This window comes from Actinacidiphila yeochonensis CN732 (genome assembly GCF_000745345.1).
GTDB classification, from domain to species: Bacteria; Actinomycetota; Actinomycetes; order Streptomycetales; family Streptomycetaceae; genus Actinacidiphila; species Actinacidiphila yeochonensis.
On record NZ_JQNR01000005.1, the window covers coordinates 3,940,519 to 3,956,371 of the forward strand.

Below are 15,853 nucleotides of genomic sequence, written 5' to 3' on the forward strand. Positions count from 1 at the left end.
CAGTGCGTGCCGAGGTGTGGGACGTCATCCCCTCGTGCGAAACCTGGGACCCCGCTTGCCCGTGCGGGGCCGACCGTCCGGTACGCGAGCGCTGGGGGAGCCGAGAACGCCCGGAAGCACTCAGGAACACCAGGGGCAGCAGCGGTGTCGCGAGTGCCGGGGGCGCTGAGGCCGCGAGGCGTACCCGGAGCGCGAGGGTCCGGGGGCGCCGCCGGGCGGGGCGGAACCGCGTTCCGCGTCCGCGAACCTCCGAACGGCGCCGAGGTCGGGGCGGAAGCCACTGGCGCGATAGGGTCGGTGGCGCACCGACCTGGTGCACGGCGTGGTGAGCCAAGAAGGAGAGCGCAGCGTGTCGGGTGGAGAGGTGGCCGGCCTCGTTCTGGCGGTCTTCTGGGCGATCCTGGTGTCGTTCCTCGCCGTCGCCCTGGTCCGGCTCGCCCAGACCCTCCGGCAGACCACCGAGCTGGTGGCCGGGCTGACCGAGCAGGCCGTGCCCCTGCTCGGCGAGGCCTCCGACGCCCTGCGCGCCGCCCACAGCCAGCTCGACCGGGTGGACGGCATCACCTCCGACGTCGCCGAGGTGGCCGCCAACGCCTCCGCGCTGTCCTCCACGGTGGCCGCCACCCTCGGCGGGCCGCTGGTGAAGGTCGCGGCCTTCGGCTACGGCGTGCGCCGCGCGGTCGGACTCCAGACCGGCGACAGCGGCAGGAGCCGCGCCCGCACGCTGTCCGGCCAGGTGCTGCCCACCGCCCGCCGCGGACGCCGCAACCGCCGCTCCAAGGACTGACACCATGATCCGCCGCCTGTTCTGGTTCCTGACCGGCGCCGCCGCCGGCGTGTGGACCACCGTGAAGGTCGGGCGCACCGTGCGCCGCCTCGGCCCCGACAGCCTCGCCGCCACCGCCGCCGACCGCGCCCTCGAAGCCGGCGCCCGCGCGCGGCTGTTCGCCAGGGACGTGCGCGCCGGCATGGCACAGCGCCAGGACGAGCTGAACGACGCGCTCGGCCTCGGCGCCCCCCAGACCCAGTACCACGAACAGGACCCCCGGGTCCTGCCGGCCGGCCGGGACCTCCCCGAGCTGCCCGCGCGGGCCCCCGAGCCCCCGGCATCCCGCTGGGGCGTCGCGTACCGCGGCCGTCAGGCCCGCGTGAACCGGAAGGACGAACACTGATGGAGTCGGCAGAAATCCGCCGCCGCTGGCTGCGCTTCTTCGAGGAGCGCGGGCACACCGTCGTGCCGTCGGCGTCCCTCATCGCCGACGACCCGACCCTGCTGCTGGTCCCCGCCGGCATGGTGCCGTTCAAGCCCTACTTCCTCGGCGAGGCCAAGCCGCCGCACCCGCGCGCCACCAGCGTGCAGAAGTGCGTGCGCACCCCCGACATCGAAGAGGTCGGCAAGACCACCCGGCACGGCACGTTCTTCCAGATGTGCGGCAACTTCTCCTTCGGCGACTACTTCAAGGAGGAGGCGATCCGGTACGCCTGGGAGCTGCTGACCTCCTCCCAGGAGGAGGGCGGCTACGGGCTCGACCCCGAGCGCCTGTGGATCACCGTCTACGAGAAGGACGACGAGGCCGAGCGCATCTGGCGGGACGTCGTCGGCGTGCCCGCCGAGCGCATCCAGCGGCTCGGCATGGACTCCAACTACTGGTCCATGGGCGTGCCCGGCCCGTGCGGCCCCTGCTCGGAGATCAACTACGACCGCGGTCCGGAGTTCGGCGTCGAGGGCGGCCCCGCCGTCAACGACGAGCGCTACGTGGAGATCTGGAACCTGGTCTTCATGCAGTACGAGCGCGGCCCCGGCATCGGCAAGGGCAACTTCGAGATCCTCGGCGACCTGCCCGCGCGGAACATCGACACCGGCCTCGGGCTGGAGCGGCTGGCGATGATCCTCCAGGGCGTCCGGAACATGTACGAGACGGACACCCTGCGGGCCGTCATCGACACCGCCACCGCCCTCACCGGCGTCCACTACGGTGCCGCCCACGACTCCGACGTGTCGCTGCGGGTCGTCGCCGACCACATGCGCACCGCCGTGATGCTCATCGGCGACGGCGTCACCCCCGGCAACGAGGGCCGCGGCTACGTGCTGCGCCGGATCATGCGCCGCGCCATCCGCAACATGCGGATGCTGGGCGCCGAGCGCCCGGTGGTGGCCGAACTCGTCGACGTCGTCATCGGCACGATGGGCCAGCAGTACCCGGAGCTGATCAACGACCGCAAGCGGATCGAGTCGGTGGCGCTGGCCGAGGAGTCGCGCTTCCTCAAGACGCTCTCGGCCGGCACCAACATCCTCGACACCGCGGTCTCCGAGACCAAGTCCGCCGGCGGCTCGGTGCTCGCCGGCGAGCAGGCGTTCCTGCTCCACGACACGTGGGGCTTCCCCATCGACCTCACCCTGGAGATGGCGGCCGAGCAGGGGCTGAGCGTCGACGAGGACGGCTTCCGGCGGCTGATGAAGGAGCAGCGCGACCGGGCCAAGGCCGACGCGCAGGCCAAGAAGACCGGCCACGCCGACCTGTCCGCGTACCGCGAGGTCGCCGACCGCGCCGGGGTCACCGACTTCACCGGCTACACCATGGACGGCAACGAGGCCACCGTCGTCGGCCTGCTGGTGGACGGGCGGCCGTCGCCCGCCGCCACCGAGGGCGACGAGGTCGAGGTCGTGCTGGACCGCACCCCCTTCTACGCCGAGGGCGGCGGCCAGCTCGCCGACACCGGCCGGATCCGGCTGGACAACGGCGCCGTGGTCGAGGTGCGCGACGTGCAGCGCCCGGTGCCGGGGGTCAGCGTCCACAAGGGTGTCGTGCAGGTCGGCGAGGTGACCGTGGGCGCAGCCGTCCACGCGCAGATCGACCTCACCCGCCGGCGGGCCATCGCCCGCGCGCACAGCGCCACCCACCTCACCCACCAGGCGCTGCGCGACGCGCTCGGCCCCACCGCCGCGCAGGCCGGCTCGGAGAACTCGCCCGGCCGCTTCCGCTTCGACTTCGGCTCGCCCACCGCGGTGCCCGGCACCGTCCTGGGCGACGTCGAGCAGCAGATCAACGAGGTGCTGGCCCGTGAACTCGACGTCACCGCCGAGGTGATGCCGATCGCGCGGGCCAAGGCGGAGGGCGCCATCGCCGAGTTCGGCGAGAAGTACGGCGAGCACGTCCGGGTGGTGACCATCGGCGACTTCTCCAAGGAGCTGTGCGGTGGCACCCACGTCCAGAACACCGCCCAGCTTGGCCTGGTGAAGCTGCTCGGCGAGTCCTCCATCGGCTCCGGCGTGCGCCGGGTCGAGGCCCTGGTCGGCGTGGACGCCTACAACTTCCTGGCCCGCGAGCACACCGTCGTCGCCCAGCTCACCGAGCTGGTCAAGGGGCGCCCCGAGGAGCTGCCGGAGCGGATCGCCGGGATGCTGGGCAAGCTCAAGGACGCGGAGAAGGAGATCGAGCGGTTCCGCGCCGAGAAGGTGCTCCAGGCCGCGGCCGGTCTGGCCGAGGCCGCCGAGGACGTCAAGGGCGTCGCCCTGGTCACCGGCACCGTGCCGGAGGGCACCGGCACCGACGACCTGCGCCGGCTGGTGCTGGACGTGCGGCAGCGGGTCGGCGGCGGCCGGCCGGCCGTGGTGGCGCTCTTCGCCGTGGCCGGCGGGCGGCCGCAGACCGTCATCGCCGTCAACGACGCGGCCCGCGAACGCGGCCTGAAGGCCGGCGAGCTGGTCCGCACCGCGGCCAAGACCCTCGGCGGCGGTGGCGGCGGCAAGGACGACGTCGCCCAGGGCGGCGGCCAGAACGCCGCCGCGGTGCCCGAGGCCGTGGAGGCGGTCCGCCGCCTCGTGGCGGAGAAGGCGTGAGATGACGGGGGAGCAGCGTCCGGAGCCCGGCGAAGCGAGGAGCATGCGGCGCGGGCGCCGGATCGCCCTGGACGTCGGGGACGCCAGGATCGGGGTCGCCTCGTGCGACCCCGACGGAATCCTGGCCACCCCGGTGGAGACCGTGCCCGGCCGCGACGTGCCGGCCGCCCTGCGGCGGCTGGCGGCCATCGTCGGCGAGTACGAGCCCATCGAGGTGGTGGTCGGCCTGCCCCGCTCGCTCAACGGCGGGGAGGGGCCGGCCGCGGCCAAGGTGCGGGAGTTCGCGCGGAATGTGGCGAAACTCATCGCGCCGGTCCCCGTGCGGCTGGTGGACGAGCGGCTGAGCACCGTCACCGCCACCCACGGGTTGCGTGCCTCGGGGGTGCGTGCCAAAAAGGGGCGTTCGGTGGTGGATCAGGCCGCCGCGGTCGTTATCCTGCAAACCGCACTGGAGACCGAACGGGCCTCGGGGCGGGCTCCCGGCGAGAGCGTCGAGGGAGTCATCTGATCGCGATACGGTAACGTTCCGCGCGACACGGCGGCGCCTCTGGGCGCCGCCCGTTTCGCAAGGTCGGCAGGCGTGTTGCCGACCATGTACCAAGGGGATCGATGACTGACTATGGCCGGAGCCCCGGCTCCGAACCGTGGGACCCCGAGGACCCGCTCTTCGGCGAGGCCCAGGACCGGGGATACGGGGGCCACCCGCAGCAGTACCCCCAGCAGGGCGGCTGGCAGGACCCCTACGCGACCGGCCAGCAGTACCCCGAGCAGCAGGGCTACGGCTACCCCCAACAGGGTTACCCGCAGCAGGACTACGGCCAGCAGCAGGGCTATGACGCCCCCCAGGACTACGGCCACCAGGGTTACGGGAACCCCGCCGGGCAGCAGGGCCACCCGCAGCACCAGGCGCCCCAGCAGCCCTACCCGGGCCAGGGCTACCAGCAGGGCTACGACGGATACGACGGCTACGACGGCTACGACGCCGGCTCGCACGGCACCGCCAACGGCTCCTACCCCGCCGGATACCAGGGCCAGCCGGGCGGCCCTTCCGGCCCCGCGGTCCAGCCGAACGCGTACCACGACCCCTACGGCGGCCACGCTCCCCAGGACCCCTACGCCGCCCAGGCCGACTTCTACGGGCAGGGCGGCTACCCCCAGCAGCAGAACCCGCAGAACCCGCAGGACCTGCGCGGCCCGCAGAACACGCAGCAGTACCAGCAGCAGTACCAGCAGCCCCTGAACCAGCCTCAGCAGTTCTCCGGCGCCGCGGCGCCCCAGGGCGGCATCCCGGGCACCGGACGGCAGGACGCCGACGCCCTCGGCACGGGTCCCGGCGCCGAGGACGGCCAGGCCGGCGCGGGTACCCGGGAACGCCGGACCCGGGAGCCCGGCACCCGCTCCACCCGCCCCTCGGAGACCGACTGGGACGCCGAGTGGGACCCGGAGAAGGAGGACCCCACCGACCACGCGTTCTTCTCCGACCGGAAGGACGAGGACGACGAGGCCGACGACCGGGACGAGCACGACGGCCGCGGCCGCAGGTCCGGCTCCGCCGGCCCCAAGGAGGGCAAGAAGCGGCGCAGCGGCTGTGCCTGCGTGGTGGTGCTCGCCGTGCTGGTGGGCGGTGTCGGCGGCGTCGGCTACGCCGGCTACCACTTCTACGAGAGCCGTTTCGGCCCGGCCCCCGACTACTCCGGCCAGGGCAGCGGCGACGTCCAGGTGACCGTGGCCAAGGGCTCCACCCTCGTGGCGATCGGCAACGCCCTCAAGGAAGCCGGAGTCGTCAAGAGCGTCGGCGCCTTCACCTCGGCCGCGGGCAAGAACCCCAAGGGCCAGTACATCCAGGCCGGCGTCTACATCCTGCACAAGCAGATGGCCGCCGCCTCGGCCGTGACGATGATGCTCGACCCGAAGTCGCAGAACGCCCTGATCGTCCCCGAGGGATGGCGGGCGAGCCGGGTGTACCAGGCCATCGACGCCAAGCTGCACCTCAAGGCCGGCACCACCGCCGCCCAGGTCAAGGGCGACAAGGACCTCGGCCTGCCCTCGTGGGCGGACAACAACGCCGAGGGCTTCCTCTTCCCGGCGAAGTACAGCATCTCCTCGACCATGAAGCCCGTCGACGTGGTCAAGCAGATGGTCAGCCAGGCCAACGCCGAGTTCAGCCAGGACGACCTGGAGAACGCCGCGGCGAAGGTGGGCAAGTCGCCGCAGGACATCCTCGCGATCGCCAGCCTGGTGCAGGCCGAGGCGCAGCAGGCGGGGGACTTCGGCAAGGTCTCGCGGGTGATATACAACCGCCTCGACGACGGCACCCCCCTCGGCTTCGACTCCACGATCAACTACGCCATGGGCCGCTCCACCCTCACCACCTCCCTCAAGGACACGCAGTACCCGTCGCCGTACAACACCTACCTGCACAAGGGGCTGCCGCCCGGGCCGATCGACAGCCCCGGCCACGCGGCGATCGAGGCCGCCCTCAACCCGACGCCGGGCCAGTGGCTCTACTTCGTCACCGTCAAGCCCGGCGACACCCGGTTCGCCGTCACCAGCGCCGAACACGAGAAGAACGTCGCGGCGTTCAACGAGTACCAGAAGGAGCACGGCGGATGACCGCCTCCCGCCGGGCAGCCGTCCTCGGATCGCCCATCGCGCACTCCCTCTCCCCGGCGCTGCACCGCGCCGCCTACGCCGAACTCGGCCTGGACGGCTGGCGGTACGACCGGTTCGAGGTCGACGAGGCCGCGCTGCCCGCGTTCGTCGAGGCGATGGACCCCGCCGAGTGGGCCGGGCTGTCGCTCACGATGCCGCTCAAGAGGGCGATCATCCCGCTGCTGGACGAGGTCTCCGCCACGGCGGGCTCGGTCGAGGCCGTCAACACCCTGGTGCTCACCCCCGAAGGCCGGCGCCTCGGCGACAACACCGACATCCCCGGCATGGTCGCGGCCCTGGCCGAGCGGGGCGTCGGCTCCGTGCCCGCCGCGGCCGTCCTGGGCGCCGGCGCCACCGCCTCCTCGGCGCTGGCCGCGCTGGCCCGGATCTGCACCGGCGAGGTCACCGCGTACGTGCGCGGCGCCGAACGGGCCCGGCAGATGCAGCAGTGGGGCGAGCGGCTCGGAGTCGACGTGCGTGCCGCCGCCTGGGACGACGCCGCCGAGGCGCTCACCGCGCCGCTGGTCGTCAACACCACCCCGGCCGGCGCCGCCGACCACCTCGCCGCCGCCGTCCCGGCCGCCCCCGGCACCCTCTTCGACGTCCTGTACGACCCCTGGCCGACCGCCCTCGCCGCCGCCTGGACCGCCCGCGGCGGCGCCGTGACCGGCGGCCTGGACCTGCTCGTCCACCAGGCCGTCCTCCAGGTCGAGCAGCACACCGGCCGCACCCCCGCCCCGCTGGCCGCCATGCGCGCCGCCGGCGAGGCGGCCCTCGCCGCGGCCTGAGCCGCCCTCCGCCTCCGTCCGGCGTCCGAGCGGTGGGACACGGATCTGCAGGTCGGCGGAACGTGGGAGGATCGTGCGTGGGGGCGCCGTACGGACGACGGCGGCCGCCGGGAGCCGTACGGCCCCGCGAGAGGAACGCACCACCACTTTGTCCTGGGAGCAACCGTTGAGCAGATTGCGCTGGCTGACCGCTGGGGAGTCCCACGGGCCCGCACTTGTCGCGACACTGGAGGGCCTGCCGTCGGGCGTGCCCGTCACCACCGCCCTCGTGGCGGACGCCCTCGCGCGGCGGCGGCTCGGCTACGGTCGCGGCGCCCGGATGAAGTTCGAGCAGGACGAGGTCACCTTCCTCGGCGGGGTCCGCCACGGACTGACCATGGGCAGCCCCGTCGCGGTGATGGTCGGCAACACCGAGTGGCCCAAGTGGGAGCAGGTGATGGCCGCCGACCCCGTCGACCCGCAGGTGCTGGCCGACCTCGCCCGCAACGCCCCGCTGACCCGCCCCCGGCCCGGCCACGCCGACCTCGTCGGCATGCAGAAGTACGACCTCGAAGAGGCCCGCCCGGTGCTGGAGCGGGCCAGCGCCCGCGAGACCGCCGCCCGCGTCGCACTCGGCGCCGTCGCCCGCTCCTACCTCAAGGAGACCGCCGGCATCGAGATCGTCTCCCACGTCGTGGAGCTCGGCGCGGCCAAGGCTCCCTACGGCGTCGTGCCGGTGCCCGGCGACGAGGAGCGGCTGGACGCGGACCCGGTGCGCTGCCTGGACGAGGCCGCCGCCAAGGCGATGGTCGCCGAGATCGACCAGGCCCACAAGGACGGCGACACCCTCGGCGGCGTCGTCGAGGTGCTCGCCTACGGCGTCCCCGTCGGCCTCGGCTCCCACGTGCACTGGGACCGCCGGCTCGACGCGCGGCTGGCCGCCGCCCTCATGGGCATCCAGGCCATCAAGGGCGTGGAGCTCGGCGACGGCTTCGACCTGGCCCGGGTGCCCGGCTCGCAGGCGCACGACGAGATCGTGCCGGGCCCGGACGGGGTGCGCCGCTCCACCGGCCGCTCCGGCGGCACCGAGGGCGGTATGAGCACCGGCGAACTCCTGCGGGTGCGGGCCGCCATGAAGCCCATCGCCACCGTGCCGCGCGCCCTGGCCACCATCGACGTCACCACCGGCGAGCCCGCCAAGGCCCACCACCAGCGCTCCGACGTGTGCGCGGTGCCGGCCGCCGGCATCGTGGCCGAGGCCATGGTGGCGCTGGTGCTCGCCGACGCCGTCGCCGAGAAGTTCGGCGGCGACTCCGTCGCGCAGACCCGGCGCAACGTCCGCGACTTCATCGACCACCTGGCGATCCGGTGACCGCCCCGGCCGGGGCCGGCGGCCCCGCCGTCGTCCTGGTCGGGCCGCCCGGCGCGGGCAAGTCCACCGTGGGGCGGCTGCTGGCCGACCGCCTCGGCGTCGCCTACCGCGACACCGACGCCGACATCGAGGCCGCGGCCGGCAAGGCCATCCCCGACATCTTCGTCGACGACGGCGAGCCGCACTTCCGCTCCCTGGAGCGGGCCGCGGTGGCCGCCGCCCTGCACGGCCACGAGGGGGTGCTGTCGCTGGGCGGCGGCGCCGTCATGGACGACGGCACCCGCGCCCTGCTGCGCGGCCGGGCCGTCGTCTTCCTCGACGTCAGCCTGCACGACGCCGTGCACCGGGTCGGCCTGGACGCGCCCCGGCCGCTGCTGGCGGTCAACCCGCGGCAGCGCTGGCGCGAGCTGATGGAGCAGCGCCGCCCGCTGTACACCGAGGTCGCCCGGGCGGTGGTCGCCACCGAGGGCCGCGACCCGCAGGCCGTGGCCGACGCCGTACTCGAAGCACTGGAACTGAAGGACGCATGAGCGAGAACACCCGGGCACAGGACCCGACGGCGCCGCCCACCCGCATCGCGGTCGGCGGCTCCGCCGGCACCGACCCGTACGAGGTCCTGGTCGGCCGCCAACTCCTCGGCGAACTCCCCGGCCTGGTCGGGGAGCGGGCCGAGCGGGTCGCCGTCATCCACCCCGAGGCGCTGGCCGACACCGGTGAGACCGTCCGCGAGGACCTCGCCGAGCAGGGCTTCGAGGCCATCGCCATCCAGGTGCCCAACGCCGAGGAGGCGAAGACCGCCGAGGTCGCCGCCTACTGCTGGAAGGCGCTCGGCCAGAGCGGCTTCACCCGGAGCGACGCGGTCGTCGGCGTGGGCGGCGGCGCCACCACCGACCTGGCCGGGTTCGTCGCCGCCACCTGGCTGCGCGGCGTGCGCTGGATCTCGGTGCCCACCACCGTGCTCGGCATGGTCGACGCGGCCGTCGGCGGCAAGACCGGCATCAACACCGCCGAGGGCAAGAACCTCGTGGGCGCCTTCCACCCGCCGGCCGGGGTGCTGTGCGACCTGGCCGCGCTGGAGTCGCTGAGCACCAACGACTACGTCAGCGGCCTCGCCGAGGTGGTCAAGACCGGCTTCATCGCCGACCCGGTCATCCTCGACCTGGTGGAGTCCGACCCGGCGGCCGCCCGCAGCCCCCGCGGCCCGCACACCGCCGAACTCATCGAGCGCTCCATCCGGGTCAAGGCCGAGGTGGTCTCCGCCGACCTCAAGGAGTCCGGCCCGCGCGAGTTCCTCAACTACGGCCACACCCTCGGCCACGCCATCGAGAAGAACGAGCGCTACAGCTGGCGGCACGGCGCCGCGGTCTCCGTCGGCATGGTCTTCGCCGCCGAACTCGGCCGCCTGGCCGGCCGGCTGGACGACGCCACCGCCGACCGCCACCGCGCCGTGCTCGCCTCCCTCGGCCTGCCGCTGACCTACCGCGGCGACCAGTGGCCGCGGCTGCTGGAGAACATGCGGCTGGACAAGAAGTCCCGCGGCAACCTGCTGCGCTTCATCGTGCTCAACGGCCTCGCCCGCCCGGTGGTCCTGGAGGGCCCCGACCCGGCGATGCTGCTGGCCGCGTACGGGGAGGTGGCCGCGTGACCGCCCGCCGCGTCCTGGTCCTCAACGGCCCCAACCTCGGCCGCCTCGGCTCCCGCGAGCCCGACGTGTACGGCGCCACCTCCTACGCGGGGCTGGTGGAGTCCTGCGGCGAACTCGGTGCCGAACTCGGCCTCGACGTCGAGGTGCGCGAGACCAACGACGAGGGCGAACTGATCCGCTGGCTGCACGAGGCCGCCGACGGCCGGCTGCCCGTCGTCCTCAACCCCGGCGCGTTCACCCACTACTCGTACGCCATGCGGGACGCGGCGGCGCAGCGCACCGCGCCGCTGGTCGAGGTGCACATCTCCAACCCGCACGCGCGCGAGGAGTTCCGGCACAACTCGGTGGTGGCCGCGGTGGCCTCCGGCACCGTCGCCGGCTTCGGCATCGGCTCCTACCACCTCGCCCTGCGCGCCATCGCGGAGGAGCTCGTCTAGGCCCGGTCCGGCACCCGGCGGCGGGCCGCCCCGGCCCGCCGCCGTGGCTCCGGGGCCGGTCATGGGCCGGTCCGGGGCCAGGGTGTTCACACAACCCGCCCTGCTCGCGGTAGCGTTCGGTGCGATCGGGGGCCGTCGCGCGCGGTCCTCCCCGAGCACCGCCAGGGTTCGCGCAACCTCCGCACGGATGGAGTCGGCCGATATGCAGCACGCCGTGGGGGCGCCGCAGCCCGGCGGCCCGTCGCCGCAGCACGCGCCCGCCCCGGGGCCGCCGCCCTCCGCGCCGCCCCACGGCTCCGCCGGCCACTTCCCGCCGCCGACGCTGCCGCCGACTCCGCCGACTCCGCCGACTCCGCCGCCGGCGGTGCCCGCGCACGCCCCCGCCCACGGCGGCGGGCCGCCGCACGGCCCGGCGCACGGGCCGATAGCCGTGCTGCTGATCGGCGCGGCCGGCGCCGGCAAGACCACCCTCGCCCGCCACTGGGCCGACCACCGCGCCGCGCCCACCGCGCACATCAGCCTCGACGACGTCCGCGAATGGGTCCGGGCCGGCTTCGCCGACCCCCAGGCCGGCTGGAACGAGCACTCCGAGGCCCAGTACCGGCTGGCCCGCCGCACCTGCGGCTTCGCCGCCCGCAACTTCCTGGCCAACGGCGTGTCCTGCATCATCGACGACGCCGTCTTCCCCGACCGCCCCGCCGTCGGCCTCGGCGGCTGGAAGCGCCACGTCGGCTCCGGCCTGCTGCCGGTGGTGCTGCTGCCCGGCCTGGACGTGGTGCTGGCCCGCAACGCCGAGCGCACCGGCAACCGCCGCCTCGCCGACGAGGAGGTGGCCCGCATCCACGGCCGCATGGCCGGCTGGTACGGCTCCGGGCTGCCCATCATCGACAACTCCCACCTCGGCGTGGAAGCCGCCTCCGCGGCCCTCGACCGCGTCGTCACCCGCAGCCTCCAGGGGCCCCCGATCTGGTGAGTCCCGGCGGCTGTCCGGCCCGCGAGGCGCCGGACAGGGCGCGCGGCCCCGCCCACGGGGCCGGGTTCGCCCGGGCGGACGGTGTGGAGAGGCCGGGGCGGAGGCGAGGCCGTACGCTCGCGGCATGGCGGAAGTGCACTCCGTACGCAGAGCGCGGCTGCGGGAACGGTGCGCGGCGTCCGGTGCGGCCGCCGCACTGGTCACGCGGCCGGCCAACCTGCGCTACCTGACGGGCGGCGCCCCGGTGGGCGGCGCGCTGCTGGTGGGCCCCGGGGAGCAGGACACCCTCGTCCACCTGCGGCCGCCGCCGGACGGCGACCAGGCGCCGGACGACCTGCGCGACGTCGTGCTGCCCTCCTCGGACGGTGACGCCGCCGTGGCCGCCGCCGACCTCGCGATGACGCTCCGGGCCGACGGGCTGGCGGTGGAGGAGAACCACCTCACCGTGGCCCGCCACCGCGCGCTGCGCTCGGTCGCCGACGGCCTGCGCCTGACCGACCTGGGCGGCGCCGTCGAGCAGCTGCGGCTGATCAAGGACGAGCACGAGATCGCCAGCCTGCGGATCGCCGCCGAGATCTCCGACCAGGCCCTGGGCGAGCTCCTGGAGTCGATCCTCGTCGGCCGCACCGAGCGGCACCTGGCGCTGGAGCTGGAACGCCGGCTCGTCGACCACGGCGCGGACGGCCCCGCCTTCGCCACCTGCGTGGGCACCGGGCCGCACTCCGGCGCCCCCCGCCACGCACCCACCGACCGGCGGGTCGAGGAGGGCGACTTCCTCACCGTGCGGCTCGGTGCCTGCTACCACGGCTACCGCTGCGAGGTCGGCCGCACCTTCGTCATCGGCACCGCTCCGGCGGCCTGGCAGATCGAGCTGTACGATCTGGTCTTCGCCGCCCAGCGGGCCGGCCGGGAGGCCCTCGCCCCCGGTGTGGCCTGCCGTGACGTGGACCGGGCCACCCGCCAGCCGCTCACCGTCGCGGGCCACACGGAGGCGCTCGCGCCGTGGACCGGCCACGGCGTGGGCCTGGAAATCGACGAGGACCCGCAGTTGTCACCCGGTGCCATGGGTAAACTGGACGCTTGTGTGCCGGTCACCGTCGAGCCGGGGGTCCACCTTCCGGGCCGAGGCGGGGTCCGGATCGACGACACACTCGTCGTGCGTCCCGCGGCGGACGGCGGGCCCGAGCTACTTACCATCACGACCAAGGAGCTCCTCGCCCTGTGATCACCAGGTGACCAGGCCGGAGGCTCCGCGGTCCCGAAGCAGCACTTTCAGGAGACTCCGCAACCGTGGCCACCACGAACGACCTCAAGAACGGCCTCGTGCTCAAGCTCGACGCCGACCAGCTCTGGACCGTGGTCGAGTTCCAGCACGTCAAGCCCGGCAAGGGCCCCGCCTTCGTGCGCACCAAGCTGAAGCACGTGCTCTCCGGGAAGGTCGTCGACAAGACCTTCAACGCGGGTGTGAAGGTGGAGACCGCCAACGTCGACAAGCGCGGGATGCAGTTCTCCTACAAGGACGGCACCGACTTCGTCTTCATGGACACCGAGACGTACGACCAGATCAACATCACCCCCGAGGTCGTCGGCGACGCCGCCAACTACCTCCTGGAGGGCAACGAGGCCGTCGTCGCGATGTACGAGGGCGCGCCGCTCTACATCGAACTGCCCGCCTCCGTCGAGCTGGTGATCGAGTACACCGAGCCCGGCGTCCAGGGCGACCGCTCCACCGGCGGCTCCAAGCCCGCCCGCCTGGAGACCGGCCACGAGATCGGCGTGCCGCTCTTCATCACCACCGGCGAAAAGGTGAAGGTCGACACCCGTACCGGCGACTACCTCGGCCGGGTGAACAGCTAACCGTGGCCGCCCGCAACAAGGCCCGCAAGCGCGCCTTCCAGATCCTCTTCGAGGCCGAACAGCGAGGCACCTCCTCGATGGCGGTGCTGGCGGACTGGATTCGGCTCGCCCGGACCGACGACCGGCAGCCGCCGGTCACCGAGTACACGATGCAGCTGATCGAGGGCTACTCGGCGCACGCCGAGCGGATCGACGTGCTGCTGTCCGAGTACTCGGTCGGCTGGTCCCTCGACCGGATGCCCGCCGTGGACCGCAACGTGCTGCGGCTGGGCGCCTACGAGCTGATCTGGGAGGACGACGTCCCCGACGCCGTCGTCCTGGACGAGGCGGTGCAGCTCGCCAAGGAGTTCTCCACCGACGAGTCGCCCTCGTTCGTGAACGGGCTGCTCGGCCGGCTGCGCGAGCTCAAGCCCACCCTCGGCCGCTGACACCCGGCCCCTGACCCACCCGCCGGACGGCCAGGCGCCGGCCGGCCCCGGCGCCCGTCGGGCGCCCCACCAGGCCCGGAGCAGAACATCGGTCGTGTTCTGCTCCGGGCCTGGCGCGTGCCCGCCCGGCCGGTCCAGAATCCGCCGCATGGACCGCGCCGACCGTGCCGACAGCTCCGACAGCTCCGCCCGTGCCGCCGCCGGACCGCTTCCCGACGGTCCCGCCGCGCCCGACGCCTCCACCGCCCCGGCGCCCTCGGGCGGCGGGCGCGGCCGCCCGGCACCCCCGCCCGACGGGGCCGGGGAGGACGCCCTCATCCGGCACCTCACCGCGCTGCGCGCCGGCGACCTGCCCGTCCGCGGCGGCCGCACCATGGCGTACGTCTACGACGCCGGCCTGCCGGGGCTCGACCGGATCGCGGCCCGGGCGCACGACGCCTTCGCCGGCGTCAACGGCCTCGACATGACCGCCTTCCCCAGCGTGGTGGCGCTGGAGAACGACGTGGTCGGCCGCGCCGCGGCGCTGCTGGGCGGCGGCCCGGCCACGGCAGGCACCTTCACCAGCGGCGGCACCGAGAGCTGCCTGCTGGCCGTCCTGACCGCCCGCGAGCACGCCCGGCGCACCCGCGGCGTCACCCGGCCCGAGATCGTGCTTCCCGCCACCGCGCACGCCGCCTTCCACAAGGCCGCACGCCTCTTCGGGCTCGACCCGGTCGTCGTGGACGTCGACCCGCGCACCTTCCGGGTGCGCCCCCGCGACGTGGCCGCGGCGCTCGGCGACCGCACCGCGCTGGTGGTGGCCTCAGCGCCCTCCTACGCCCACGGCGTGGTGGACCCGGTGGCCGAGGTGGCCGCGCACGCCGCCGGGTGCGGCGTGCTGTGCCATGTCGACGCCTGCGTCGGCGGCTGGTACCTCGGCCACCTGAGGATGGCCCGGGAGCTGCCCGCGCCGCCGCCCTTCGACCTGTCGGTGCCCGGGGTGACCTCGCTCTCGGTCGACCTGCACAAGTACGCGTACACGCCCAAGGGCGCGTCGGTGCTGCTCTTCCGGGACGCCGAGCTGCGCCGCCACGGCTGGTTCGCGCACGCCGGCTGGCCGGGCTACCCGGTGGTCAACGCCACCCTCCAGGGCACCAAGGCGGCCGGGCCGCTGGCCGCCGCGTGGGCGGTGCTGCGGCACGTCGGGACCGCCGGGTACGCCGAGCTGTCCCGCCAGGTGCACCTGGCCACCCGGCGGATCGTGGCGGGCGCCGACCGGATCGGCGGCCTGCGGGTGCTGGGGGAGCCGGACGCCTCGCTGGTCGCGCTGGCCGCCGACGATCCGGCGGTCGACCCGTTCACGGTCGCCGACGAGATGCGGCGGCGCGGCTGGTACCTCCAGCCGCAGCCCGCGTTCGGCGGCTCCCCGGCCAACGTCCACCTGACGGTCACCGGCGCCGTCGCCGCCCCCGGGCGGACGGACGAGCTGCTGGCCGAGCTGGCCGCCGCCACCGCCCGGGCCCGGGAGCTGGGGCCGCCGCCGGCGCCCGATCCTGCGCTGCTGGAGCTCGCCGCCGCGCTGGACCCGCGGGCGCCGGCTCCGGACGAGGCGGCGGCGGTCCTGGCGGCGGCGGGCCTGACCCCGGGCGGTCCGCTGCCGGAGCGGATGGCGCCCGTCCTGGCGGTGCTCCAGGCGCTGCCCGAGCCGCTGGCCGAGCGGCTGCTGCCCGAGGTCGTCTCGCGCCTCTACACGGCCGCTCAGGACCCGGGGGAGGACGGAGCGGCCTGATGGGGCGCGAGTGACTCCAGCGCGGCCCACAGGCGGCCCCAGGCGCGCCTCAGGCACGTCCCGGGCACGTCGCGGGCACGTCTCGGGCCGCAGGCGGAGTCCCGGGCCGCGGT

The 15,853-nt window shown here is 74.5% G+C and carries 15 protein-coding genes; all 15 read left to right on the forward strand.

All coding sequences use genetic code 11. The annotated features are described in order from the left end of the window. Nucleotides 1-349: 349 nt before the first annotated feature. Nucleotides 350-787 carry a DUF948 domain-containing protein gene (locus BS72_RS28005; protein ID WP_078901691.1) on the forward strand — a complete coding sequence of 146 codons (438 nt, stop codon included), beginning with the start codon at nt 350-352 and terminating at the stop codon, nt 785-787. Between the two features lie 4 nt (nt 788-791). Beyond that, the gene (locus BS72_RS37545) at nt 792-1,172 is read left to right on the forward strand and encodes a DUF6167 family protein (RefSeq protein WP_063836154.1); all 381 of its coding nucleotides are present in this window, start codon (nt 792-794) and stop codon (nt 1,170-1,172) included. Then, entirely contained in the window at nt 1,172-3,841 is a 2,670-nt protein-coding gene (gene alaS / locus BS72_RS28015) for an alanine--tRNA ligase (protein WP_037914528.1), read from the forward strand. Before BS72_RS37545 ends, alaS begins: the two co-directional genes overlap by 1 nt. 43 nt (nt 3,842-3,884) lie before the next feature. Then, nucleotides 3,885-4,349: a Holliday junction resolvase RuvX gene (gene ruvX, locus BS72_RS28020; protein ID WP_037914530.1), complete on the forward strand. Its 465-nt coding sequence runs from the start codon at nt 3,885-3,887 to the stop codon at nt 4,347-4,349. 101 nt (nt 4,350-4,450) lie between these two features. Continuing rightward, nucleotides 4,451-6,454, forward strand: a complete 2,004-nt coding sequence (gene mltG / locus BS72_RS28025; protein ID WP_037914532.1) for an endolytic transglycosylase MltG — start codon at nt 4,451-4,453, stop codon at nt 6,452-6,454. After that, a complete protein-coding gene (locus tag BS72_RS28030) occupies nt 6,451-7,281 on the forward strand; it encodes a shikimate dehydrogenase (RefSeq protein ID WP_037914534.1) in 831 nt (276 codons plus the stop codon). Before mltG ends, BS72_RS28030 begins: the two co-directional genes overlap by 4 nt. Nucleotides 7,282-7,447: 166 nt before the next feature. Continuing rightward, the gene (gene aroC, locus BS72_RS38870) at nt 7,448-8,632 is read left to right on the forward strand and encodes a chorismate synthase (protein ID WP_037914536.1); all 1,185 of its coding nucleotides are present in this window, start codon (nt 7,448-7,450) and stop codon (nt 8,630-8,632) included. After that, nucleotides 8,629-9,162 (forward strand): shikimate kinase, encoded by a 534-nt coding sequence (locus BS72_RS28040; RefSeq protein WP_037914537.1) that lies wholly within the window; start codon nt 8,629-8,631, stop codon nt 9,160-9,162. The genes aroC and BS72_RS28040 overlap by 4 nt, the downstream gene beginning before the upstream one ends. Further along, nucleotides 9,159-10,277 (forward strand): 3-dehydroquinate synthase, encoded by a 1,119-nt coding sequence (gene aroB, locus BS72_RS28045; protein ID WP_051951774.1) that lies wholly within the window; start codon nt 9,159-9,161, stop codon nt 10,275-10,277. Before BS72_RS28040 ends, aroB begins: the two co-directional genes overlap by 4 nt. After that, on the forward strand, nt 10,274-10,714 hold the full coding sequence (gene aroQ / locus BS72_RS28050) for a type II 3-dehydroquinate dehydratase (protein WP_037914539.1): 441 nt from the start codon (nt 10,274-10,276) through the stop codon (nt 10,712-10,714). The genes aroB and aroQ overlap by 4 nt, the downstream gene beginning before the upstream one ends. Nucleotides 10,715-10,916: 202 nt before the next feature. Further along, nucleotides 10,917-11,687, forward strand: a complete 771-nt coding sequence (locus BS72_RS28055; RefSeq protein WP_037914542.1) for an AAA family ATPase — start codon at nt 10,917-10,919, stop codon at nt 11,685-11,687. Nucleotides 11,688-11,811: 124 nt separating this feature from the next. Then, nucleotides 11,812-12,912, forward strand: a complete 1,101-nt coding sequence (locus tag BS72_RS28060; protein WP_037914544.1) for an aminopeptidase P family protein — start codon at nt 11,812-11,814, stop codon at nt 12,910-12,912. A gap of 65 nt (nt 12,913-12,977) precedes the next feature. Beyond that, nucleotides 12,978-13,544: an elongation factor P gene (gene efp / locus BS72_RS28065; RefSeq protein ID WP_037914545.1), complete on the forward strand. Its 567-nt coding sequence runs from the start codon at nt 12,978-12,980 to the stop codon at nt 13,542-13,544. Between the two features lie 2 nt (nt 13,545-13,546). Next, nucleotides 13,547-13,972, forward strand: coding sequence for a transcription antitermination factor NusB (nusB, locus tag BS72_RS28070; protein ID WP_037914547.1), 426 nt, complete (start codon nt 13,547-13,549; stop codon nt 13,970-13,972). 148 nt (nt 13,973-14,120) lie between these two features. After that, on the forward strand, nt 14,121-15,740 hold the full coding sequence (locus tag BS72_RS28075; RefSeq protein ID WP_078901693.1) for a pyridoxal phosphate-dependent decarboxylase family protein: 1,620 nt from the start codon (nt 14,121-14,123) through the stop codon (nt 15,738-15,740). Nucleotides 15,741-15,853: the final 113 nt, after the last annotated feature.